This window comes from Wolbachia endosymbiont (group B) of Rhopobota naevana, from assembly GCF_947250615.1.
Taxonomy (GTDB): Bacteria; Pseudomonadota; Alphaproteobacteria; order Rickettsiales; family Anaplasmataceae; genus Wolbachia.
This window is the reverse complement of the sequence record NZ_OX366333.1, coordinates 1,139,046-1,163,762: the sequence shown is the minus strand read 5'-3', so window position 1 is coordinate 1,163,762 and position 24,717 is coordinate 1,139,046. Positions and strand designations below refer to the sequence as shown.

The following is a 24,717-nucleotide window of genomic DNA, read 5'->3' as shown; positions in this document are numbered from 1 at the left end:
GCATAAAGAAATTGCACTTTCGTTTTGAGGGGGCGAGAACTTTAAAAGTTGTAGCAGAAACAGAATCCAAAATACATGTTTTTATTTTCACTGAAGATATAGAAGCTCAACATTCTAAACAAACAAATACTAAGAATTTCGAATTCACCACAGGTGAGTGGAAGAATGTGATGGGTAGAGATTATACTAAATCAGATGCGCATAAGCTTCAAATTGATGTAATAAAAATTTTAAAAGATAAGTATGAGTTAGTAAAAAGCAAGCCTAAATCAGACAAAGATGTTAAATCAAAGAAGTTATACTTATATCTGAAAAGGGATGGTGTGCTAGAGTATAAAGCTAAGAATGTATATGGTAATGTTAAAACAATCGAGGTTAGTCGTGACCAATTGAAAGGCAAGGTTTTCGATGAAGTCAAGCAGTTTCTAGGTAAGCAAGGTAAAGATCTTAGTGATGATGCCAGGAAGGAGTTATCAAGAATCACGTCAGCAAAAGGATATACCTTAAAGAGTGATGGAGAAGATGAAAAAATAAACATTAAGGTAGAAAGTAAAAAGAAGATTGTAGATCAACCCATCGAGCCTATAGTGAAGTTTCAGGAAGTGACAAAAAGGTTGGGTAAGTCTGTTTATTTAGAAAGTTATATTGAAAAGCTTGCTAACCCAGATGCAGAAATAGATCAAGTTCAGGAAAATCTTAAAGCCATTCTAAATTATATTAAAAAAATTCATACCAATTTAGACTTACAAGCTAATGTTTATGGCATTAAGGCTCGTGAAGCTGATCAACATGGTTTTGTAGCAGGAATATTCGATAATTTTCGATATCGTGATAATACCAAACTCTATTTGGAACAATTTGCTGGAGGGGGTTACGCTGATATTGTTTTGCTTGTTCGTGGGCCTAATCGTGCTGTTGATTCAGTTCCAATTCTTATTGAACTCAAGGCTGGAACTGAAGGACAAATTGATCCAAGTGATGCACTTGAGCAAGCTAAAGATTATATAAAAGGTTTTAGACCAAATAAGATGAGGATTTTAACCAATGCAGATAATGCCATTGCTGTTGGGTTAAATTTAGATGACGCGGAACCGTTTAAAACCGAAGTACAACCTATTAAACAACCACCAGCTCCTTTGATGGAGGAATTTATCGAACTAGTTGGCGAGTGGGATAATCAACAAATTTCTGAGGAAGATTTTAAGCAAGAAATAACGGATTTGTTATCAAGTGAATACCATACTTTTCCAGCAAATAAAGAAACAAAAGATCATTACTATTTCAGTCGAGACATATTAGGTCAATCAATTTTAATCAACAAGATTGGTCAAGATCAAAGTAACATTAAAAAATATATATACTCATATGGTGAGTACCCTCTGGATTGGTCTGGAGGAACGGAGTACACTTTGTCCAAAAGCCCGGTTATGACATTAATATTTGTTCAAGGTAATGAAGGGCAAGAAAACACAGCATTCATTTTTCATATACGAGAGTCCAATACAAAGGAATTCTATGCTGATAAAAAAATTCCAGTGCTGAACATACCTGAAATAGGAGGAGTAGGAAATGTCATAGAAATTAAAATGAGTCTCAAAAAATATGAAATAGGGTTATCTTTTGAAGACCTTTTTGAAATAGAACAGATAAGTAAATATAAACCAAGTGGTGCAGATCAGCCATTTACAGGTAATTTTCTCAAGATACCTAATTCTGATGAATTAAAGGCAAAACTTGATCAAGCAATCACTTCTCAACATGCTTCTGATGGTGAGGGTTCATTGCAAGCGTATAAAGTGTTGCTTACTGAAGTAGCAGATAAGATTTACCCTATTAAAGATTTGATTACTAATGAAGCAAGATTACAAGCTGTTCTTAATGGTTTGCTTAGTAGCTATAGTGATTTAAAGCTACAGGAGACTTCTGCGAAGACTGTAATTATACCTGAATTTCAAGTAGGAGCAGGTGGTCGTGTAGATATGGTAATTCAAGGTATTGGTCCTTCGTCTCAGGGTACTAAAGAATACACTCCTATAGCGCTGGAATTTAAGCTTATAAATAAAAACTTAGATGAAGAAGGAATGAAAAAAGAAGTTGATAAATTAACAAAAGAACAAAATATTAGATATGCTAAAGGGGCGGTACTGAAAGCAATCACAGATAGTGACAAAATGCTTTTCATGGGAGTAGTTGTTAATGTGAAAGCTAAAGATAAAAATTCTTTAATATTAACAAGTGATAAGTTTGTTCCTGCTCTAGTAGTTCATAGTTCTATTGACATAGCTAAGAGAAAACATTTAGAAGGAATACAAGAAGTAACCCAGAGACTCAAAGATATGGGTATACAAGAAGAGAACCTAAGTACATTAGAGTCTGCAACAGCAGAAAAGGATTATCATTACTGGCTTCAACAACACGATATAGCTGATATTGCAAGAATAGAATATGGCTATGGTACTGATGGGGCTAACACATTGTTTGAAGTAGTGGGATCACCGAAGCATATAGCTAATCAATTACAACAGTTTCAGAATAGCGTAGCAACAAGAGGTGAAAAACGGCCATTAACTTTAATTGTTAATTTAGATAATAATCACTGGGTTACGTTAGTCATTTCCCATCAAAATGGGCAATATAATGGATACTATGTAGACTCGTTGGGTAATGATATTCCAGGTAATATTCGTCAAGTTCTAGAACGTGCTCGAATTACCGTTAATGACGTTTCTATTGCTCAACAAACAGATGGTCACAATTGCGGCTTATGGGCATTAGAAAATGCTCACTCCCTAAACCAAATGATAGCAAATGGCTATGATTCCGATTGGGTTAGAGATCTGTTACTATTTAATCGAAATGAAGCATATTTTCAAGAACAAAGAGAAAATATTTCAGATAGATTAAGTATAGATCCACAACGTATAGCTAACTTAGATGAAGCTATACTTGCTGAAACACAAGCAAATAGGAAGAAATTCAACCTAAACAGTTGTGTAAGGTCTGGTGGTAGAAGCAAAAGAAGTGTCAATCCTTGTTTATTTTCAAAGAGTGATGTAGAAAAGTTTAGTAAAGGAAAGGTAGATGAAAATAATGTAGACAAAACTATAATTGATAGTGAAAAGTTCCTAACTTATGTTAAAAATAGTCAAGATGAAGCAAAAAACGCTCAACTAGTAGAGTTTGTTGGAGATAAAAGTATTGAAGGTGATCGTAAGTATTTACTTGATAAGGTTGTTGGAGATCAAGGGTATGAACGCTATGTTCAGAATGAACGTGTTAAGAATTTGCATGGAGATATCTCACAGCAAGCTAGCAGTGCAACAAAAGGCTCAAAATTAAAAGGCAGGTTAATGAATGCTGCTGGTGGGATACAATTAATAAGAGGGATCCATGGTGCTATCGTATCTTGCAAGGAAGGGACAGCTACAGATTGTGGATTAAATCTAGGCGGAATAGGATGGTCTTTTGCATCTCAACCGATTGAAAATGTAATGGTTAAAATTACTCCAAAAGTTGTAGCATCAGCTGAAAAGGTTGTGGGAAAAATTATACCAGGTACTTTAGGTAAACAGACAAAATTTGCTATTCGAGTTGTGGGAGTAAAATTTGGAAGTACAATAGCAAGAGGTACAGCAGGAGCTGTAACTGATGTCTTTGATATTGTTGATATAGGCATGTCAGTAAACAATCTTGTTGATTGTAAAAAAAGAGAGAATAGTGATAATCCATGTGGAGAGAAAGAAATAAGAGATAATATAGCAACTATATCTTTTTCCACTATATCGTTTGTGTCTGGTGTTGCTCTTACAGCACTTGGTATGCCTGGAATCGGCATTGCAGTTGGAGTTGCATTGATGGTAGCTTCCGGAGTTTATAGTGGTGTTAGCAATATCGTGGAGTACGAGAAAAAGTATGATACAACCCATGATGAAAATTGGCGTATTTTTTGGCATACATTTGCTTTTCAACCTGTACCACAAGATGTACAACATCTTGCAGCAAGAAAGGAAATGGTTAATAGTCTAGCTAAAGGAGTTTGGAAAGCTTTAAATAATGACCCTAGTAATGTTGTTGCTTATAGTATTGGTCTTGGAAAAATAAACGGTAATACTCTTCGTCCAGATTATGCAACGATTATGATGAATAGAACAAATGCCAATACAAAAAATCTTTCACGTGTTGTACCTGATTATATCAAAGGTGCTGACAGGATTTGTTTACCACAGATTACTAATCAAGATTATGAAAAAGGTATTAAAAGCTCAGTTAAGTCGGCTGTATACTACTGTGAAAATGCAATGATTATTGACCACGGTGGTAGAGTAAAGATGAAACAGAAAGACAAGACGATTGTTTACGATTTACAAAATGTGGACAGAGGTACCATTGCTGGAAGTAATGTGTGGAACAATAATTTTCTAATTTACTCAGGTACAGAAGGAATAACTGGTGGCAATAATGTAGCAAACAGATTTGTTCTTGTAAATAACCCTAGCTTTTCAGGTAAAATTATTGGTGGAAGCAACTCTACTAATATACTTGATTTAAGCCAGTTAACAAAAGAGAAAGTTATAGGAGTAAATGTTGACTATCGTTTTAAGCCTAGTGCATATGGAAGATTAAAGGTAAAAATAAATAGTCGTTTGTTGATTGATGATTATGTTAGTAATAACCTCTTTAATTACCATTATGTTGGAAGGAAGGACAAGGTAGATAAGATCTTGTGCATGGGTTATTCTGAACACTTTACAGGAACCGATGATCGTGACGTTATCATAGATAGTGGTGGTGGCTCTAACAACAATGAGAAAGATGTAGTTGAAAGTTGCAAAAAAGTAATTATTTCGCCGTATACTAGAGTCAAAGGTAGAAAAAGCAATTATACTTTTTGTGTAAAAACTGCAGACTATAAGGGTAGGGGGTTATATTCAGAAATTGACGTAGATGGAACAGGAACTGTAAGTTTTCCTGAATTTGATTTATTAAGTGATTGTGATCAAATAACTTACTCTAAAAACAGTAATACTTTATCTTTGAAAATAAATTTTGGTCAAAATAATCAATTTACTCTCGATATAAAAAATTACGTTGAGCGAAGCAGTAATAAGCCTTACTTTGTACTAATAGATAAAAATGGTAGTAATATTGTTCCTAAGATTGAAAGATCAGATTCATCAACTATAAAAATCACCTCATTTGAATTACATTCAGAACATTCTCTAAAGGGTTTTAGAGCTGTAGAAAATCATTACAAGAAAATTCTAAATAATCATAAGGGTTATAAAGTCTTGAGCGTTGTTAGAGGTAAAACACAAAGTCAAAATAATAGTGTAGTTTCACACATGGTTTTTGGTTCTTCAGGAGATGATATAATTAACTTCGATCAAGGAACTATGTTTGCTAGGGGAGGAGGAAGTGATGTGTATTTTATTAGCAATGATATAAATAGTAGAGAAGTAAAAATTGATAATAACTCAAGTGATAAAAAACTAGATACACTATTTATGTCGGCAGTTGAGAAAGATTTTTCAATCCAGCAATGTGATCTGTATTTAAAATACAATAATAGTAACATTCGAGTGAAAAACTACTTTCAAGATCCTAATTATAGGCATCTTATAATTATGAACAAAAAAGGAGAAACTTTTATCCCCAATATACAATCAATGTCTTGTTCTCCCTTTTCTTCGGGAAAGGATAAATTAGTTCCTTTTTTACAGGCTACACAAACTCAGAATATGTTTTTATTGCCTAAAGATTTTGAAGATGATCATGTAGTGATAGATTCCCGTCTTGAAGATATTGAGAAATATAAAGATAAGGATGATCTCTTATTAATAAGAGAAAGTGAAAATCCTTTTATCATTAGAATAGAAGGATTCTATACTGATCGAAGTAAATGGGAAAATATTTCTTATTCTTTATGGAATAATAATGACCTTTTCCTATCTTCTGGCTTATTAGAAAATGTTGATAATGTAGTGGAGTATAAGGATAAACTTAGAGGTGATTATGAAAGAATTGTAAAAGAATATATTGAAGACTTTAGTGATTCTACTAGTATCATTCAGCACAATCAAAAATTAGAAAAAAATATCTCTACTTCTGTAGGACAAGATGAGGAACGAATAGGAGTAATGGTACTAAAAAATATTACTCCGGATCAGGTTGAAGTTTCTAGTAGTGGTACAGATCTGATATTTCGTGATAAGAAGTCTAATCATACGATCAACATAAACAATTGGAATAATTCTGAATCTTATAGAATTTCCACATTGGAATTCGATCTGGGTTTAGAACCAATAACAATCCGTAAGTTAGATAGGTTTAGTTTGCCTGAGGTAAGAAAAATACAAGCTTTAATTGATAAAGCTTCAGAAAATTATCAAAATAGAAGTAAATATACCCCTAAAGTAGAAAATGACTTTAAATGTTTAATATCAGTTGACGATTTTGAAAGAGAAAATAGAGATCCAGTACATCAATGTCTTGGTTTTCCTTCACTGCAAGACCGGGTTAGCTTTACAGAAAGTTCCTGTAGTTTAGAACAAATTGAGGAATTAAAAAATAAAACGCCAAGTAGTAATCAGATTTTAACATTGCTTGAAAAGTTAGAAAACAACCTTTTGCTGAATGGCTATGATTCAAACATAATAGATCAGTGCAATAAGTGGATGATCACTTCAGGATTGGGAGTATTGAAACCTTTGGTAAGCACAGCAATTTATGAAGGTAAATGGGATGAAGTTAAAACTCTTCTTGATAAAACTGCTAGAAAAAGTAAAGCTGATGTTGAGTATAAAAACCAGTGTTCAAAGAACTGGACGACTTTGAATCATGCTGTTTATAACGGTAATGTGAAATTAAGCGAAAGTATATTTAAATCATTTTTAGAGAAGAAAGGTGACATTAATGCCTTAACTAGTTGTAACAATGATAATTGGGCGCTTTTACACTATGCTGTTCATTACGGCAATCTTGATATGGTTAGCTTTCTCGTAGATAAGGGTGCTAACGTTGAAATTAGAAGTAAGGAGGGTAAGACACCTCTGTATTTGGCTGTTGAAGAAGCCAAGCAAAACATAATTAATCTTCTTCTTGATAGAGGTGCTGATATTGAGGCTAAAAACAACGATGGTAAAACACCTCTGTACTTAGCCGCTTACAATAATGACTCAGATATAATCGAGCTTCTTTGTAACAGGATCAAGACTAAAAGTAATGATGCATTTAAAATGATAAAACAGGTTGAATTTTTAAAGAAGGAAGTTGTTAACCAAGCAAATATTCCATCTAACGCAAAAAGATTGGTAGAGTTTTGTATAAGTAGTTTAAGAGGTTTGATAAAAAGTACAGCAAAAAAGGTGCTAAAGGATGGTATGCTGCATAATCGTAGTGCTTCGACTATTGAACTTTTGGATGAGGTTTATAATTTTGATGAAAAGTTGTTTGATGGAGCAATTAAGGAAGCTGTAAATGACACATATTCAAGTGTAGGTATAGAAGGAATATTAAAGTTTATAGGCAGTCACAATTATATTGGTCAGTTTATTTCAGGTTACATAGCTGTGTTTGACAAAATACCAGAGAATGATGGTGCAATGTTTAAATTAGCTTACTCTATTAGAGAGACCATGAAAATGCCTAGGGTCAATTCAGAAGAGAAATCTGATCTTGAAAGGCTAAAAAATAAATTACCAGAATCAGTGAGAAATGCAGTATTTTCATCAGAAGTATGTATTAAAAATGTTGAGTATGGAAGGTACTTGTACTCACCTAATAATGATTGTATGTACCACTTAAACAATTGTGACAGGGATAGGCGGTATGTGTTCACTTGGCCTTCAAATGGAAATGGTGATCAATTTAAGTGGAAGGTTGAGCTCAATGGCGATAATGTGTATCTAAAGAATGTTGAGTATGGAAGGTACTTGTATTCACCTAATGATGATTGTATGTACCACTTAAACAATTGTGACAGGGATAGGCGGTATGTATTTACCTGGCCTTCAAAGCTAGGAAACAATGGCAAGTGGAAAGTTGAGCTTGATGGTGGTAATGTGTATCTAAAAAATGTTGAGTATGGAAGGTACTTGTACTCACCTAATAATGATTGTATGTACCACTTAAACAATTGTGACAGGGATAGGCGGTATGTGTTCACTTGGCCTTCAAATAGAAATAATGATCAATTTAAGTGGAAAATTGAAGATTGTGGATCTACTCGCAAGAGACGTAGCATACAAGAATTAAATGGTTATAATCAAACTGTAGTAGACTATCAGTCAATATTGACTGAAGAAAATAGTCAGCAAATAGCAAGTAGAATATCTGCTATAGTTGAAGATGTTGAAAGGCACACCTTTTTAAATCAGTCAAAAAATAAGTTAGATTTAGATATTTATTTAAATAATAGAGGGAGAAGCAATGCTGCGGATTCTATGAGGAGAGATGTATGTAGTGAACTCAATGCAAGTGGGAGAAGAAATATTGTTCTAAGCGGAAACGATGTATGTGCAATTACTTCAGGTTATGAAACACTTGATATTGAAAACTTCCCTATTCAAGAAGTAGTGATTAATGATGATGTCAATGGAAAGAAAAGTTTAAGAAGTACATTAGATTTACATCAGTTGGTGCAACAAGTAGATAGGGATTTGAGTATAAAACCGATACCAACAGTTATTAAAGACAAAAGTGATTTATTAATTAAGTTATCTATATCAGCTACCGGCTTGCAGCAAGATGTAGTAACAGTTAGGCTAAAAGATGCCCTTGTAAATAAGTGGTATAAAAAATTACAAATTATTCTTGATAATGCACCGATGGAAATAGATGATAGTTTAGGTTTAAAGTCTTCGTTCTTTATTTCTGATGAAAAAATTATTGTAGTAACACCTCAAGACATAGAAGAAAAGAATAAATTAGTAATATCTAAAAAAGCAGGGCAGTATACCTATCTTCATGATAAGTACGACTTGATAGTTACCAATGCCTTTAATGCTGATATAGAGGCAAGTGAGTTATGTATTATACGGTTTAAGGATTTCTATAAAGAATCTAAAATGAAAACATTAACTATAAAATTTACTGACAAAGAGATATTATTAAGTAACGAAATGGATAAAATAAATAATTCAGACAGTATTGATAAATTAAATAATGTGAGTTCTATTGTTAATTCACAAGAGAGTTCTATACATTCAGAGGTTCCAAACAGTGGAGACATAAATGCTCAAGGTAAACTTGACAGAACACTGTTGCATCTTGCTTCCGAGGCGGGTGAATTTGATAAGGTGAAACTTCTTCTTGATAGAGGTGCTAATATTGAAGTTCAAGATAAATTTGGGTACACACCAATATTTCTCGCTACTCAGTCAGGTAGGTGGAGTGTAGTAGAACTTCTTCTTAATAGAGGAGCTAATGTTGATGTTCAAGATAAGGAAGGTAAAACACTTTTACACTTTGCTACTCAAAAGGATAATTTGGACATGGTTGAGTTCCTTATTGATAGAAGTGCTAATATTGAAATTAAAGATAATATTGCTTGGACACCGATACTTTATGCTGCTCAGTTAGGTAAATGGGGTGCAGTAAAGCTTCTTATTGGTAACGGTGCTAAATTTAATAATGAAATAACGATTCAAGGAACGCCTTTACATTTTGCTGTGCAAGAGGGTAATTTAGATATGGTCAGATTTCTTCTTGATGAAGGTGTTGATACCGAATCTCAAGACAAAGATAATAAAAAGCCTTTGCATCTTGCTGTTGATGCGAACAGGTTGAGTGTAGTCAAACTCCTTCTTGATAGAGGTGCTAGTGTCAACGTTACGGACATGAATAGCCAAACGCCTTTAGGTTTAGCTACTAAAGGAAATATGATAGAAATTTTGAAGAAGGCGGAGTTGGATCAAGGGTTATTAATTAATGCAAGGGGTGGTAATCTTGATAAAGTAAAAGATCTTATCGCTCAAGGTGCAAATTTAGAGACTAAAGATAATACTCCTCTACATAATGCTTGTAATAATGATCGCTTAAAAGTAGTAGAATATCTTATAGAAAAAGGAGCTAGTTTAAAGGCTAAAAATAAAGATGGTAAAATACCTTTAGAGTTGGCTGAGCAAAAGGGTTACACAGATATAGTAGAAATTTTAAAACAAACACAATTAAATCTGGATAGAGAGTTATTGATTGCTGTAGAAAAAGAAGATCTTGGCAAAGTTAAAGACAATATCAGACGAGGTGCTAATGTTAATGCTCAAAGTAGGCTGGGTTGGGCCTCTGTGTTCTGGGCAATTCAAAAGAATAATTTAAATATAGTTAAACTTCTCGTAAATAACGGTGCTGATATTAATGCCAAAGATAATGAAAGTTGGATGCCTCTTCATTGGGCTGTTCAATTGGGTTCATTAGATGTAGTTAAGTATCTTGTTGAGAGAGGCGCTAATATTAATGCTTTAACTGCTGACGGTAGAACATCTTTAGAATTAGCCGTTCAAAAGAATTGCGTAGATACAATAGAATTTTTGAAAAAAGCACAGTTGGATTTAGACAAAGGATTATTGACTGCAGTGCAAGATGGAGATCTCAATAAAGTTGAAGGCCTTGCAAATCGAGGTGCTAGCTTGGATACTAAAGATAATAATGATTGGATACTCTTACACTTTGCTGCTTCTAGCAACAAGTTCGACATAGTTAAGTTTCTTCTTGATAAGAACGCTAATATCAAAGCTAAAGATGTGTATGGCAATACACCTTTACATGTGGCTGCTCAGTATGATAGTAAGCTTGAAATAGTTGAATTTCTTTTAGATAAAAATGCTAGTGGCATTAATGATGTAAATAATAACGGTTCAACACCTTTACATTTAGCTATACAAGGAAATAAACCAAGTACAGTCAAACTTCTTCTCAATAAAGGTGCTAATATTAACGCTAAAGACAAGGATGGTAAAACACCTTTGGATTTGGCTGTGCAAGAAGGTTATACAGATATAGTACAAATAATAGAACAAGTACAGTCAGATTTAGATAAAGAATTGCTGACTGCAGTACAAAATGGCGATCTCAATAAAGTGAAGAGTCTTATTAGTCGAAATGCTAATGTTAATACTAGAGATAAGTACAGTTGGACACCACTACATTGGGCTGCATACAAAGGTCATTTAGAAGTTGCAGAGTTTTTGGTAAAGAAAGCCGCTGATATTAATGCTGCAGATAAAGGCCCTTATGGTAAAAAGTCTATACATGTTGCTGCTGAGAATAATAGTAAAGATATCATAGAGTTTTTTCTTAGCAAGGGAGTAAGTATTAATGATACTGATAAACAAGGTTACACACCACTGCACTATGCTGCATGGAGAGGACGTTTAGAGGTTGCAAAGTTTTTGATAAAAGAATACGCTGATTCAATATTTAAATACAATAATGGTAGCACTCTTCCATGTAATGCTTCTTTAGGTAATCATTTAGATATAATTAAATGTTCTATAGGTGAGAAAAATATTTTAGAAATCAGAGATAATAGTGGCAGAGTTCCCCTGCACTGTGCTGCTTCCAACGGTAAATTAGATATAGTAAAATATTTTATAGATGAAGAGAAAGTCGATGTTAATATAATAGATAATGGTTACTGGACACCACTACATTGGGCTTCTTGGGGTGGGTATCTAAATATAACAAAGTATCTTGTAGATAAAAGGGCTAATATTAATGCCAAAGACAAGGGTAGTAAAACACCGTTAAATGTTGCTATCGATCAAAAACATAATAATGTTGTAAAATATCTAGAACAAGCACAATTAGATTTGAATAAAGAATTGTTAATCGCAGCAAAAGGTGGTAATCTTAATAAAGTTATAGATCTGATAAGCAAGGGAGCTAATGTTAATGTTAAAGATAACAATGATGATACTCCTCTGCACCTTGCTGTTGGTTATTTAGATGTAGTAAAATACCTTATAAGTAAGGGAGCCAACATTAATGCTAAGTGCAAGGCTGGTAAAACACCGCTAGATATTGCTGCCTATCAAAAACTTAGTGATGTTGTAGAATATTTGAAGCAAACGCAATTAGACTTAGATAAAAAATTGTTGATCGCAGCAAAAGGTGGTGATCTTAATAAGGCTATAGATCTGATAAGCAAGGGAGCTAACGTTAATGATACTGATACACAAGGTCATACACCACTGCACTGGGCTTCTTGGAGTGGTCATTTGGATGTAGTAGAGTACCTTATAGTTAAGGGGGCCAACATTAATGCTAAATGTAATGCTGATGGAACACCGCTAGATATTGCTAGAAGCGAAGGACACAATGATATTGTGGAATATTTAAAAGAAAAACTCAAGGAAGAAAGAGAAAAACCTGTGCAACGCAGACGTCGTCATCACCATGGAGATCATGCTCGTCATCATATTTCAAGAAAACCACTTGCTATAAATCAACCTGAGATAGCAGCAAGTAGTGGCACAAGACCATCTTCATGGATAAATGTATTTGGTTGGATAAGAAGCTCTGTGAGTGGGTTATTAGGTTCTAGAGCTGCTTTACCTGAGAAAACATTCACTCAAAGTTCAATCTCACAAATTAGTCCACCAATCGATGTAAATGGTACAATAATGTTACTTGATTTATTAATTAGAAAAGTTACAGGTCAAAAGTATATTTCTACAGTAGGTCAGTCTATATCCCCACTAGAAGCACAGGGCTATGCATTAAATATTACAAAGGAATTTGAGAAAGTAGTAGAGCAAGCTGGATTAAAAAGTGGTGTATCAATGCATCGATTGAATATTGATTTTGTGGGAATGCACAAAGAGATTACTGGAAAAATCATGGGTGGTAAATTCAATGAAATTTCAGGGATTTTAAAATCGTATGTAGAGAAAGCATGTCCTGATGAAGAAGCTGGTAAATTAAATCCGAAGAAATTTGACAAGTTTATAGCTCAATTTAATAAGGGTCTGCTAAATCAATCAATAGAGCAGATATTACACAACAGAGATGGTAGATTAGAAGTTGATGATGCAAAGCAAATGAGTTTAGAGCCTCAAAGTTATTTAAGTAATGCTTCAGTTCAAGGCCATTTGACTAGGAATAAGGTTAAATTAATTTCTTAATCTCATCTAAAGAAAGGCCCGTAGTTTGTGATACAACGTCAATAGAGATGCCAGCTTTAAGTAAATTTTTTGCAACTTCAATTTTACCTTCAATTTTACCTTTTTGATGGCCGATTTGGATACCTTCTTGTCTACCTTCATGTTTAGCATCATCGAGTTTTTGTTCCAAGATAGCAGCTTCTTTCTGTAAATCCATGACCCTTTCTTCATAAGCTACGAGATCTTTCTCATTCCAATGAAACTTGTCTAATTCATCATATGCTAGCTTTATTATCGGTGACTTTTCTGCTATTTTCCTTAAATCTTCATCAGTTGTTTCTTCTGCATATTTGAAGAAAAATAGCCAACGATCTACTACATTTTCTAGCTGTTCTTCTCTACTCTTAGGAAACTTTGGTAACTCAATGAAAATAAATTGAAAATCTTTTAAGTCATGCTCGTTAGTTTTTTCATCTCTTATGGTATGGCTAGATATATAATCAGGCTTATCAGGAAATAAATTACAATTGGAAATAGCAATAAAGAAAACCTTCTTTAAATCAATGTACTTACCACCTTTATCAGCCTGCCTTGAGTAAGCCTTAGCAGCATATAATTGAGCACGTTTTTCAAAGCCTTTATCACGAGCGAGTTGCATCTCAATCACGTATCTGGCCCCAGTGGAATCTCTGCACAGAACATCAACAATACTCTGCTTATCAGAGGCAATTTCAGGGTCCATAATGGTGCTGAGGAACTCAACATCTTGAATAGCATTGACTCCAGTAAAGCCTAAGATATCATTCAAAAAGTGAATAAGGATATTCTTATTTTTTTCAGTACCGAATATTTTTTTAAATGTTAAGTCTAATTTTGGATCGAGAAACTTCGAAAGAGCCATAGCGCGAGTACCTAAAAAGCATTAATAATTATACACAATTGTGAAGAAATATTCAACGTTTTTATGCCAAAGTCTATTAAAGTTAGCTAAATTTCAAGAGTTGGTAAAAAACTACCTTCATAGATGACCCTAGTACGCACCTTGGACGTCCTTTTATAGATCTTTTTATCAACTCTTCTATAAGGTACATTAAAAGGCCAACAAATGGATTCGTGATTTAGCAGCCTCAAAGATACCTATTTAAAGTGTGAACTTCTTAGCTTGTCACAGCATAGAAGTTTAATATACTACTCTTCAATAAAGATAACAATATGCTAGCAAAACTTCTATATAAAATTTCTAAAATGGCAGGTTACGAAAAAGAATGACCGCTAGCGACCTTGAATCTTTAGATTACAAACTAGGACAGAAAGTAAGAAGTTGTAGGTTAGCAAAAGGATATACTCAAAAAGATTTAGCGGGAAAAATCGGAACAACATATCAGGTAATACTGCAATATGAAAAAGGAACACGCAGAATTTCAATTAAGAAGTTATATGAATTAGCAGAAGCATTATCAACAACTGCTAGAGATCTAGCTTGCGGACAAGAAGTATCAAATAAGCAAAGGTATGAGGGAGAAGAGATAGTAAATCTAGTAAGAAGACATAAAGAGATTAAGGATCAAGAATTACGCGAAACGTTTTATTTATTAACTAAATTCATCCGTATTAGTGAGGAAGAGAGTGGAAAGGCAGTAAAAGTAGAGGTGGCAAAGGGTTTAGTTAAGGAAGGAGTTTCTGCTCATGTTATCTCTCAAACGACCAGTTTATCTATTGATGAATATGATAATGATGAGAAAAAAATTTCCATTCCGTATAAAGTAGGTCAAAGAATAAAAGAATGGAGGTTGAGAAGAGGATACACTCAGGAAGATTTAGCAAGTAAAGTGGGTATAATAAATCAAAGAATATATGAATATGAACAAGGACGAGCTGCTGTTTCACTTGAAATGTTAGATGAAATAGCAAAGGTACTACTAATTAATATTACAGATCTGCTTCCAGAAACAACAGAAAATGAGAATAGTGAAGCAGAGCTATCAAGGTTAATAGAAGAATACAAAAAGATTAAAAGCCAAGAACTACGTTATGTACTAATAAAGTCTCTGCTTGAAATCATACAAGTTTGCAAAGAGAAAGTAAAGAAAATAGAAAAGATAAAAATTGCAAAGAACTTAGTTAAGGAAGGAATTTCTATCAATATTATTTTAAAAACAGTGGGCATCTCTTTAGACGAAATTCAACAAATTTAAAATAAAAAAATCAGTATCTATTAATATCTTTACTTTTTGATGAAAAAATAAGTAAAAAAGATTGAAAAATTGATTTGACTTCACTCGAAAGCTATGGCTCTATGCCAATGCTGACAAAAAAACAGCAGTAAATATATAAAAACATTTTGTTATTAGTGAAGGGTAATTTTTATGAATAATAAGAAAGATCGTAGAGAAGAAATAGAATTCAGAGCATTAGAAAGCAACGGTAAAGCACTACTTGATCGTGAAGTAATAGAAACGTTTCTAAGTGCAGTGCATGACAGGGAAGAAGCTCGAATTATTGCTAGAAAGCTAATAGATAGTTTTGGAATAGGAGGAGTTTTAGGCCAGGAAATAGATGACTTGAAAACTATAGAAGGGATAACTGACTCTACAGTAGCAGTAATTTTATGCCTAAAGGAAGCTTCAAAGAGAGTACCAAGAGAAGAGTTAAAGAAAGGACCTGTAATGGATAACTTGGAAACCATAGTAAAATATTTAAGGGTGAGTATTGGCTATTCAGAGGAGGAAAAGATGAAAATAATATATTTTGATCAAAAGTGCCGTTTAAAGGGGGAAGAAGTGTTTACTGGTACAGTAGATAAGGTACCTTTTTACATAAGAGAAGTAACAAGAAAGGCATTAATAAGAAAAGCGACGTCAATAATAATATCGCATAACCACCCAGAAGGAAGGTTAAAGCCATCTGATGAGGATGAAGCTGTAACTAAAGACTTGGCTAAAGCTTGTCAGACTATAGGGATTAGGTTACTGGATCATATTATCATCACAAGTGTTGGGTATTTTAGCTTTAAAGAGCAAGGACTGTTATAAAGGAGATGTTTGAAGATTTTCATGAGCTGTTTAACTACTTGAATGAAGAAAGTATTTGCAAATGCATTAATTATTGCTTATAATTAATGAAAAAGTATATATTAAGTTAATAATAAAGTAATAAAGTCGGTTGTAGACTTAGTAAAGTATATTTAATAGCGGAGGCTAATATGGTTAATAAAATAATTGTACCTTTTGATGATCAAGAAGGAGGTGTTTACGAATTAAATGTTGATCTTGATAGATTATCAAAGGGTGAAATATCAAATGCGATTATAGGAATTGGTCGTACTAAGGAGCAATCCACCTTTGTAGGCAAAATTAATAAGGCTAAAAAACCTGGAGAAGTGCCCTCCTCTAATAGAGACGTTCAAATCAACTATGGAAAAGGGCTTGATTATATATATGGTACAAAACCTTTAAACGATCAAGCAGAATATTTAAATCCATTTACTTCAGCTTTGAAAAAAATAAAGCCAAGTGCAAGCGAAAGTGAAAAGTTAAGCTGGTTTAAGAGTTCTGTAGTAGAGGCAAAAAGCGTAAATGAATTGCATAAAGCCATAGACCAAGTATTAGCATCTGGAGAAAGGCTAAATGCATGTAATGATGGGGAATGGAGCTTTGCTGAGTATGTAATATTGGGTACACATTTTCATAAATTTGATAAGGCTGATCGTAAAAAGCTAATACGTAAACTAATGCTAAACGGTGCAGAGTTTCATGATACTTTATTGGAGAATAAATTGATAGGTGAAATCTATAATGAGCTACAACCAGAAGTTCAGCCACAGATAGATGAGAGACTAGAAGAACTAGAGAAAGCTGGAGAAAGTGCTGTGCAAGAAGGAGAATTAATAGATGTTGAAATAGATAATACAACATCGTATATAGAATTTTCTGGGGATAGCAAGGTAGAGGTAGCCAAAATACTGAGAGAGTTAGGAAGTAATATTTTAAAAATTGGCAATGATGCAGTTGAGGTTAAAAGTGAGAAGGGAGGTATAAGAAACTATATCGATATGTCAGATGGAAGCTCTATTATATTAGAATTTCCTACAAGCATTGGTAAGCTAGATATTATATTGTACCACGATGTAAAAAAATATGATCAAGTACAAGTCAGAGTAGAAAATAAGGAAATGTGGTCTAAATTACAAGAAAGAGGCGAAGAAATAGGAAAAAATTGTCTTTTTGCTGGAGTAAAACTTAAAGAAGCAGTAGAAAAGGGAAGTTTTATGAGATGTGGCATATGGAATAGCAAGCAGCTTATGAAGGAGGTTGATAGCCCAAGTGAAAAATTGTCTTCATGGGTAGATAAAGTACGTGAAAATAGTAAAGAAACTTTTAGGGGGCTTTAATTCATTTATTTTAAGGTTCCAGAGTCTAGTGTGCCGTAGAGACACAAGGAATGTTCAAGTAAGAGCAAACTAAGTGCAAAAGCTACTCAATAGATGGGGGTGGGCCCCTCGGAGCCGGCTTACAAGAGCAGGCTTCAAACAACCATAAGCTGCTTTGGTAAAAAGCTAAGGTAGTGAGCGTTATGGAAAAGGCGCAAATATGCGTCATGTGTAAAATAGAGAGATGAATGAAAATGAACCACTGATAAAGTGTCGAAAGGAATTGGATGATGTCAAAACCAGGGGTTAGACTTAACCTGGGATAAATCTATCGGGAGCTTGTTTACTGGATAGATGGCGTCCGGCATAGAGGTGGCATGAATCTATTTTGGGCTATTGCGTGGAACTGCGGGAACCTGTCGTTTCGATGATAAGGGAGAAATCCAAGGAGCTGATCTCTGAGGATGAGAGTACCGATGCGGAAAACAGGGGCGGATCAGCTCGTAGTAGTGAAGAAGTTTCTGTAATGGAAATGGAGCGAAGGGGCTGAGTTATTTAGTTTTAATTATTTATCAACCGAAAGGGAGGAGTTAATGAATAAAACAAAGTCTTTTGATATACCGAAGCAACTTATTTGGAGAGCTTATAAACAAGTATCGAGAAATAAGGGTGCTGCTGGTGTAGATGAGGTTTCGATAACAAAGTTTGAGGAAAATCTAAAAGATAATCTATACAAACTATGGAATCGTATGTCATCCGGAAGTTATTTTCCAGAGCCTGTAAAAGCTGTAGCAATACCGAAAGATATGGGAGGAGGACAAAGAATTTTATGTGTTCCTTCTGTATCAGATAGGATAGCGCAAACAGCAGCAACAATGTATCTCGAACCGTTAGTGGAGCCAAAATTCCATGAGGATTCATATGGTTATAGATCGAATAAATCAGCATTGGATGCGGTAGATACAGCGCGTAAGAGATGCTGGAAGTACGATTGGGTGGTAGACCTTGATATATCAGGGTTCTTCGACAATCTGGATCACGACTTAGCACTTCAGGCTATCAAGAAACACACAGACTGCAAATGGGTCATACTATATGTTGAAAGGTGGATGAAATCCCCTATACAACTTGCAGATGGCAGTAAAGTAGTTAGGGATAAAGGAGTTCCGCAAGGAGGTTCAGTTAGCCCAATCATCTCTAATATATTCATGCATCATGTGTTTGATATATGGATGAAAAAGAACTATCCGACGGTACCATTTGAGAGATATGTGGACGATGCGATAGTGCACTGCAGAACAGAGAAACAGACAGGATTTGTGAAAGTAATGATCGAAGAGAGATTGGCTGAGTATAGGTTGAAATTACATCCTAAAAAGACACAGATAGTGTACTGTAAGGATGACAATAGGAGAGATGAATTTCCTAAACAAAGTTTTGATTTTCTGGGTTACACATTCAGACCCAGGTTAGCAAGAAATAAAATAGGGAAGCATTTTGTTTCATTTCTCCCAGCAATTAGCAACAAGGCCAAGAAAAAGATTACTACAACCATAAGATCATGGAAAATGCTACGAAATACGCATATAACATTAGAGGAGATATCAGGAAAAGTAAATCCAATAGTCAGAGGCTGGTATCAGTACTATGGCAAATTTTACAGAACTGAGGTCTACAAATCTCTAAAGAATGTAGAGCGGCATCTAGAAAAGTGGGTCAAAAGGAAATATAAGAGACTCAGGAGTCACGGAAGACTAGCAAGACAATTTCTAGGAAAGGTGAGAGATAGGTCTCCAAATATTTTCTATCATTGGACACTAGGTTTAGGGTCAAAAAGGCTAAATAATGGGAGCTGTATAAGCTGAGAGGTTTATGTACAGTTCTGCGAGAGACTGGTAGGGGAAGTTCCACTGGTCTACTCTCCCCATTATATCTGGAGCCTTTGAGCTATAGTAGAAAATATTATATGTATGGTTCTTTGTATGGAAAAAAGTCTAGACTGTGAGGTAGGGCAAAAAGTAAAAAATTGGAGGTTAGAGAGAGGGTATACTCAGAAGGATTTAGCGGAGAAGGTTGGTGTAAAGTACTGGGCAATACTGCAATATGAAAAAGGGAGTCGTAAAATTCCAATTAAGAAATTATATGCTATAGCAGAAGCATTATCAGTAAATGTTAAAGGTCTAGTTTGTGGAGAGACGCTACCAAATGAAAAAAGATATTTTGAAGATGAAGAAATATTAAATTTAGTAAAGGGTTATAAAGATAAAGAATTAAGCGAGGTATTTTATTTATTAACCAAATTTATTCGTTTGAGTGAGGAAAGAAGCAGAAAAGCGGTAAAAATAGAAGTAGCAAGGGGTTTGATGAAAGTAGGAGTTTCTGCTCATGTTATCTCTCGAACAACTAACTTATCTATTGGTGAGTGTGAGGAGAACAAAATTCCCATTCCATACAAAGTAGGGCAAAGGATAAAAGAGTGGAGATTGATACGAGGATATACACAAAAAGATTTAGCGAATAAAGTTGGCATAACAAATCAAGGAATATACGAGTATGAACAAGGGAGAGCTGCTGTCTCACTTGAAATGTTAGATGAAATAGCAAAGGTATTATCAATCAGTATCATAGATCTACTTCCCGAATCAGATGAGGATAGTGAAGCGGAAGAAAAGCTATCAAAGTTGATAGAAGAATACAAAAAGATTGAGAGTCGGGAATTACGCGATATGCTAATCAAGTCTTTATTTGAAGGTATACATGTTTGTAGAGAAAAGGTCAGAGAGGAAAAGAAGATTGAAGTTGCAAGGAATTTAGTGAAAGAAGGAATTTCTGTTGATATTATCTTGCAAACGACAGGCTTATCAAATTATATGATTGAGGAATTTTTGTGATTTCATAAAAACTTAGCCAATAGTGGATTTTTTTGTGATAGAATATATGTTTGCTTCTGTAGGAAAAACAGCTTTTAGAGGATTTATCTATGATAATTCAGAGCATATTGAGCTACGAGCTGGGGAAAAAAATAGAAGGTTGTAGGATAGTACAAGGGTATACTCAGGCAAAATTAGCAAGCAAAATTGGTTTAACATATAAGGAAATACATAACTTTGAACTAGGGTGCAAGGCTATTACAATCAAAGAATCGTATATAATAGCAGGAGCATTATCAGTTAATGTTATAGATCTACTTCCAGGACCAACAGTACTAAGAGAAAACAGTTGGTATGAAGATGAGGATAAAGAAATAGTCTATCTAACAAAAATACATAGAGAAATTAAGGATCAGGAATTACGCAAGAAGCTGTATCCATTAGTAAGGTTTGTATATATTAGCGAGAAAATTAGCCAAGAAGAAGCGAAAATAGAAGTAGCAAAGAATCTAGTGAAAGAAGGAGTTTCAGTTGATATTATTTCCCAAGTGACTCGCTTATCTACTTATGAATATGATGATATAGAGAAAGAAATTTGTACTGATTCTATACTCTACAAAGTGGGGAAAAGGATAAAAGAGCAGAGATTAATACGGGAATACACTCAGGAGGACTTGGCAAATAAAATCGGTTCAACACCTAAAGAAATACACGACTATGAACGAGGATATACAGACATTCCAATTGAAATATTATATAAGATAGCAAAGACATTATCAGTTAACATTAAAGCTCTTGGACTAACAGAATATGAAAATGAGCCAGTTTTGCGGTTTATAGGTAAATGCGAAAAAATTGAGGATCAAGAATTACTGGATACGGTAGCCAGATCTTTATCTGAAGGAATGCAAACTGGTAAAGAAAAGGTTAAAAAAGCAGAGAAAATCAAGATTGCAAAAGATCTAGTTAAGGAAGGTGTTGCTATTGATATTATTGTGCGAGCAAGTGGCCTAACTGCTGATGAGTTGGGTGAGTGTGAAAATTGAATGTGTTTAAGATATAAGTAAAGTTAGTTAATGATTTAACCAGTAGAATTTGCTAACCAACTTTTTTGGCTCAGTTGAATTTTGCTTGGTATAAATTAAGATATGAAATCGCAAAGTTTATCTATTAATTTCTGGTTGTCCTTTATCATTGCATTTGCCTCTTGCTGAAGAGATTTGATATTTTTGAGTGTAATATTGTCCATCTCAGTCGATGCTACTTTCAATTGCGATTGTATTCTTATGTATTTATCATCTATTACTTGTTCTAGTTGATAATCAACGCAATCCAATCCAGAAGCAAACATCACATTCAGTAGTGGCTTGATCCACCCTATTTTGCCAAATCTCCTTGAGTTAGCATACTTTATACTTCTATTTGTTCCACCAGTACCTATTGATAGCAGTATAATCTCATCATTTGGAAATAACCTTTTACCACTTGCATATGCACAAGCCGCTGGATTATTGGCAAACACTCCGCCATCTATCAACACTCTCTCTGTTTGGCTAATTTTCAGACGTTTTGGTGTGAAGTACGTTGGAGCAGCTGTTGTAGCTCTGAGTGCATCTTTTAACTTAATGTTTTCTTCTTTCCAACTTTTGAAGAAAAATTCACAACTATTGTGAATGTCATAACTGGTGAGTAGTAGATTACTCGCAACATCGGCCATAGTACTTTCACCAAAGTATTTGTTGAGAATAAATTCCATATTTCTATATGAGTACTGAGAACCACTCAGCCAAGAAGCAATTGATTTTCTCCAAAATGATGATTGAAAGATATATGCTCCATACTCTTGGTAAAGTTCAACCAAATCATTGGCAGAGTATTGAAGTTTATTGCTTTTACAAAGTCCAGCAACAATAATCCCACCGGTTGAGGTTCCTGCCATTAAATCAAAAATCTGGGAAATTGGCTTTTTTGTCCTAGATTCAATTTCTGCTAGAATAATGGCAGGTATTATCCCTCTAATGCCACCTCCATCTACAGATAAAATGTACTTTGTCACTGAAAATTTAGTTCTTATTTGTGTTTGTGAATAGCTTCAAGTTCATTGACTTCTTCAGTGAGGTTTTTCACTCTCTCTTCAAGTCGATAAACTGTTTCCATTAGTTCGTGATTTCGTTCTATAAATTGATCATGAATTTGTACTTTTAAATCAAGCTTAGCGAGCCACCAAATTGTTGCTATGGTCTGTATTACCATCGTTACTATTACTGTGATTGGGATTTTTTGCTTTTTCATGTGAAAATATTAACTTGTTATAGATAGTTTTAGAAGTTTATATACAGATTATAGAAAACTTGCAGCTTTAGTGATTTCTTTCTATTGATTTGTATCGATCCTCTGCTTCTGCAAGTAGCTTTATTATTTCTCTGTAAGGTTTATCTTTGTTGTGCCTTGATGCCATTACAGCTATTCTTCTAGGGCTTTTTCCATTGCTATCCTTTATGTTAGGATTCGCTCCTTTTTCTAATAGAAACTCAACGATTTCTAAATAGCCTTGATCTGCAGCAGAATGTAGCGCTGTCCATTTAAATTTATTAGTAGCATTAATATCAATACCATCTTCTACTAAAAACCTTACGATTTCTAAACATCCTTCTCCTGCAACATAACGTAATGATTTTTCACCAATACTTATATTATCTTTTATCAAGGATTTCACAGTTTCCAAGTCACAGTTCTTAGCTGCGATTTCTAATGTGGCGCTGTAACTCTCATCTCCTTTTTTAAACAAGGAAAAATATATAACCACAATACACACCGTTAGCACTATAAGAAAAATTAATCCATCAAATTCTCCTTGACGTATAATTGAATTTTTATGAAAAAGCCTTCTTACATTTCTGCTCATGTAGTACTGCAATAATTATACCCATCTAGAATTAAATAATCATTTGCTTAAGTTTCACTTAAACAGCTTTGCTCACTGTTGCCTCTACTATAGTTTGATATCCCCTTGTATCTTGTCAAAAGCATCTGATGTTTTAAGCTTAAGCATTAGGTGGAGAAGGGAAGAACTTTGAATATCTCCTTAGATATAAAATCTGTGTGGTAGACAAGAGTTCCCTTCTCAAAAGTATAGGCTGAACGGTATCGTAGAAAGACCTAAATGGTTATAATTCTGTATCCACAAGGTTAGCCTTACTTTTCATTTTAATAGTAACGTATGGAGTTATATATGATCAACAACTTTTTGGGTATAGACATATCAAAAGATCGCTTTGATGTTTCTCTTTCATTCATAAGCAACAAAGGAAAACGTGAAACCAGGAAAAGGAGTTTCAAGAATAATGATCATGGGTTTCAAGGTTTACTGAGCTTTCTACAAAAGCATAATGTAGAACAAGTAAAAGCCTGCATGGAAGCTACTGGTTGTTATAGTGAAGCCTTAGCTGAATTTCTACACAATACTGGACATTTTGTGAGTGTTGTTAATCCAGCTTGTATAAGATTTTATGCAAAAAGTAAGCTTATACGACAAAAGAATGATCAGACTGATGCAGAGATAATTGCCGATTATTGCCAAAGACAGGAACCTATTCGTTGGGCACCACCTTCTCCTGAGTTAAAGAAATTAAAGCATCTTTATCGTTGCTCGGCTGCGTTAAAAGATGAATTGACATTAGTAAATAACCACTTAGAAAAAAAAGAGAGACTGCCTAAAGAAGTTGCAAATGCTTGGGAAGACCTTGCAATGAACATAAAACAAAAAATAGAAAGAATAAAAAACTCCTTACGTGAACTATTAAATAAACACAAAGAATTGTTGGAAAATTTTCAACTTCTATTGACCATTCCAGGAATAGGAGAAGAATCAGCAGTAGCTATTTTGGCTGAAGTTCCTAACATAAAAGCTTTCAAGGATGCCAGGCAATTGGCAGCATATGCTGGAGCTATACCACGAAATATAACGTCAGGTACGTCTGTACATGCCAAGCCCAGATTAAGTAAATCCGGTTCACGAACATTATGTAAGGCAATGTACTTTCCTGCCATAGTAGCTAAGAATCATAATCCTACTATTATGACTTTTTGCAAAAGGTTAAAAGAGAAAGGCAAGCATAACATGGCCATTGTGGGAGCTGCAATGCGTAAGTTACTCCATATTGTTTTTGGTGTTTTAAGGTCAAAGAAGGCTTTTGATCCAGATCATATCAAAAACTACAGAGCTAGGAGTTTGGCTGAAAGTTTAGTGCTTTAAAATCAAAAAACGCTCCAATTATGTAAAATAGTATCTTACACAAATTTTGTAACTGGTTAGTGAATATGTTGATAAGTAAATTAATTTTATACGTACAAAAAAGCGGAAATTTACTTATCAACA

The 24,717-nt window shown here is 34.2% G+C and carries 13 protein-coding genes; 9 read left to right on the top strand and 4 right to left on the bottom strand.

Translation table 11 applies throughout. From position 1 onward, the window contains the following. Positions 1–11: 11 nt before the first annotated feature. Positions 12–13,121: an ankyrin repeat domain-containing protein gene (locus OOL01_RS05600; protein ID WP_264686539.1), complete on the top strand. Its 13,110-nt coding sequence runs from the start codon at positions 12–14 to the stop codon at positions 13,119–13,121. Here OOL01_RS05600 and OOL01_RS05595 read toward each other — a convergent pair. Continuing rightward, positions 13,105–14,001 (bottom strand): Rpn family recombination-promoting nuclease/putative transposase, encoded by an 897-nt coding sequence (locus tag OOL01_RS05595; RefSeq protein WP_264376226.1) that lies wholly within the window; start codon positions 13,999–14,001, stop codon positions 13,105–13,107. The two genes, OOL01_RS05600 and OOL01_RS05595, sit on opposite strands and share 17 nt — an antisense overlap. 364 nt (positions 14,002–14,365) lie before the next feature. On the opposite strand from OOL01_RS05595, the gene wmk (OOL01_RS05590) reads away from it, so the two are divergent. From wmk (OOL01_RS05590) to wmk (OOL01_RS05560), 7 genes are all read left to right on the top strand, one after another. Continuing rightward, positions 14,366–15,295, top strand: coding sequence for a WO male-killing family protein Wmk (gene wmk, locus OOL01_RS05590; RefSeq protein WP_264376225.1), 930 nt, complete (start codon positions 14,366–14,368; stop codon positions 15,293–15,295). Positions 15,296–15,466: 171 nt separating this feature from the next. Then, positions 15,467–16,132, top strand: a complete 666-nt coding sequence (locus tag OOL01_RS05585) for a JAB domain-containing protein (RefSeq protein WP_264376224.1) — start codon at positions 15,467–15,469, stop codon at positions 16,130–16,132. Positions 16,133–16,302: 170 nt separating this feature from the next. Then, positions 16,303–17,490, top strand: a complete 1,188-nt coding sequence (locus OOL01_RS05580) for a hypothetical protein (protein ID WP_264376223.1) — start codon at positions 16,303–16,305, stop codon at positions 17,488–17,490. 379 nt (positions 17,491–17,869) lie between these two features. Beyond that, positions 17,870–18,019 carry a hypothetical protein gene (locus OOL01_RS05575; RefSeq protein WP_264686538.1) on the top strand — a complete coding sequence of 50 codons (150 nt, stop codon included), beginning with the start codon at positions 17,870–17,872 and terminating at the stop codon, positions 18,017–18,019. A gap of 43 nt (positions 18,020–18,062) precedes the next feature. Further along, a complete protein-coding gene (ltrA, locus tag OOL01_RS05570; RefSeq protein ID WP_264686537.1) occupies positions 18,063–19,334 on the top strand; it encodes a group II intron reverse transcriptase/maturase in 1,272 nt (423 codons plus the stop codon). 117 nt (positions 19,335–19,451) lie between these two features. Continuing rightward, on the top strand, positions 19,452–20,360 hold the full coding sequence (gene wmk, locus OOL01_RS05565) for a WO male-killing family protein Wmk (RefSeq protein WP_264374906.1): 909 nt from the start codon (positions 19,452–19,454) through the stop codon (positions 20,358–20,360). A gap of 89 nt (positions 20,361–20,449) precedes the next feature. After that, positions 20,450–21,385, top strand: a complete 936-nt coding sequence (gene wmk, locus OOL01_RS05560; protein WP_264686536.1) for a WO male-killing family protein Wmk — start codon at positions 20,450–20,452, stop codon at positions 21,383–21,385. A gap of 95 nt (positions 21,386–21,480) precedes the next feature. Here the strand turns inward: wmk (OOL01_RS05560) and OOL01_RS05555 are convergent, their stop codons facing one another. The 3 genes from OOL01_RS05555 to OOL01_RS05545 form a co-directional block, all read right to left on the bottom strand. Continuing rightward, complete coding sequence (locus OOL01_RS05555; RefSeq protein WP_264376222.1) at positions 21,481–22,395, bottom strand: patatin-like phospholipase family protein; 915 nt, start codon at positions 22,393–22,395, stop codon at positions 21,481–21,483. A 14-nt stretch (positions 22,396–22,409) separates the two neighbouring features. Beyond that, positions 22,410–22,631 (bottom strand): hypothetical protein, encoded by a 222-nt coding sequence (locus OOL01_RS05550; RefSeq protein WP_214303297.1) that lies wholly within the window; start codon positions 22,629–22,631, stop codon positions 22,410–22,412. 67 nt (positions 22,632–22,698) lie between these two features. Next, the gene (locus OOL01_RS05545) at positions 22,699–23,244 is read right to left on the bottom strand and encodes an ankyrin repeat domain-containing protein (RefSeq protein ID WP_214303457.1); all 546 of its coding nucleotides are present in this window, start codon (positions 23,242–23,244) and stop codon (positions 22,699–22,701) included. Between the two features lie 327 nt (positions 23,245–23,571). Between OOL01_RS05545 and OOL01_RS05540 the strand changes: the two genes are divergently transcribed. Beyond that, positions 23,572–24,594, top strand: a complete 1,023-nt coding sequence (locus OOL01_RS05540; protein ID WP_070357039.1) for an IS110 family RNA-guided transposase — start codon at positions 23,572–23,574, stop codon at positions 24,592–24,594. Positions 24,595–24,717 lie beyond the last annotated feature (123 nt).

Excerpts from the sequence above, each read along its gene's own strand:
- OOL01_RS05595 (WP_264376226.1), bottom strand. The coding sequence starts at position 14,001 with ATGGCTCTTTCGAAGTTTCTCGATCCAAAATTAGACTTAACATTTAAA.
- wmk (WP_264376225.1), top strand. The coding sequence starts at position 14,366 with ATGACCGCTAGCGACCTTGAATCTTTAGATTACAAACTAGGACAGAAA.
- OOL01_RS05585 (WP_264376224.1), top strand. The coding sequence starts at position 15,467 with ATGAATAATAAGAAAGATCGTAGAGAAGAAATAGAATTCAGAGCATTA.
- OOL01_RS05580 (WP_264376223.1), top strand. The coding sequence starts at position 16,303 with ATGGTTAATAAAATAATTGTACCTTTTGATGATCAAGAAGGAGGTGTT.
- ltrA (WP_264686537.1), top strand. The coding sequence starts at position 18,063 with ATGAATAAAACAAAGTCTTTTGATATACCGAAGCAACTTATTTGGAGA.
- wmk (WP_264374906.1), top strand. The coding sequence starts at position 19,452 with ATGGAAAAAAGTCTAGACTGTGAGGTAGGGCAAAAAGTAAAAAATTGG.
- wmk (WP_264686536.1), top strand. The coding sequence starts at position 20,450 with ATGATAATTCAGAGCATATTGAGCTACGAGCTGGGGAAAAAAATAGAA.
- OOL01_RS05550 (WP_214303297.1), bottom strand. The coding sequence starts at position 22,631 with ATGAAAAAGCAAAAAATCCCAATCACAGTAATAGTAACGATGGTAATA.
- OOL01_RS05545 (WP_214303457.1), bottom strand. The coding sequence starts at position 23,244 with ATGAGCAGAAATGTAAGAAGGCTTTTTCATAAAAATTCAATTATACGT.
- OOL01_RS05540 (WP_070357039.1), top strand. The coding sequence starts at position 23,572 with ATGATCAACAACTTTTTGGGTATAGACATATCAAAAGATCGCTTTGAT.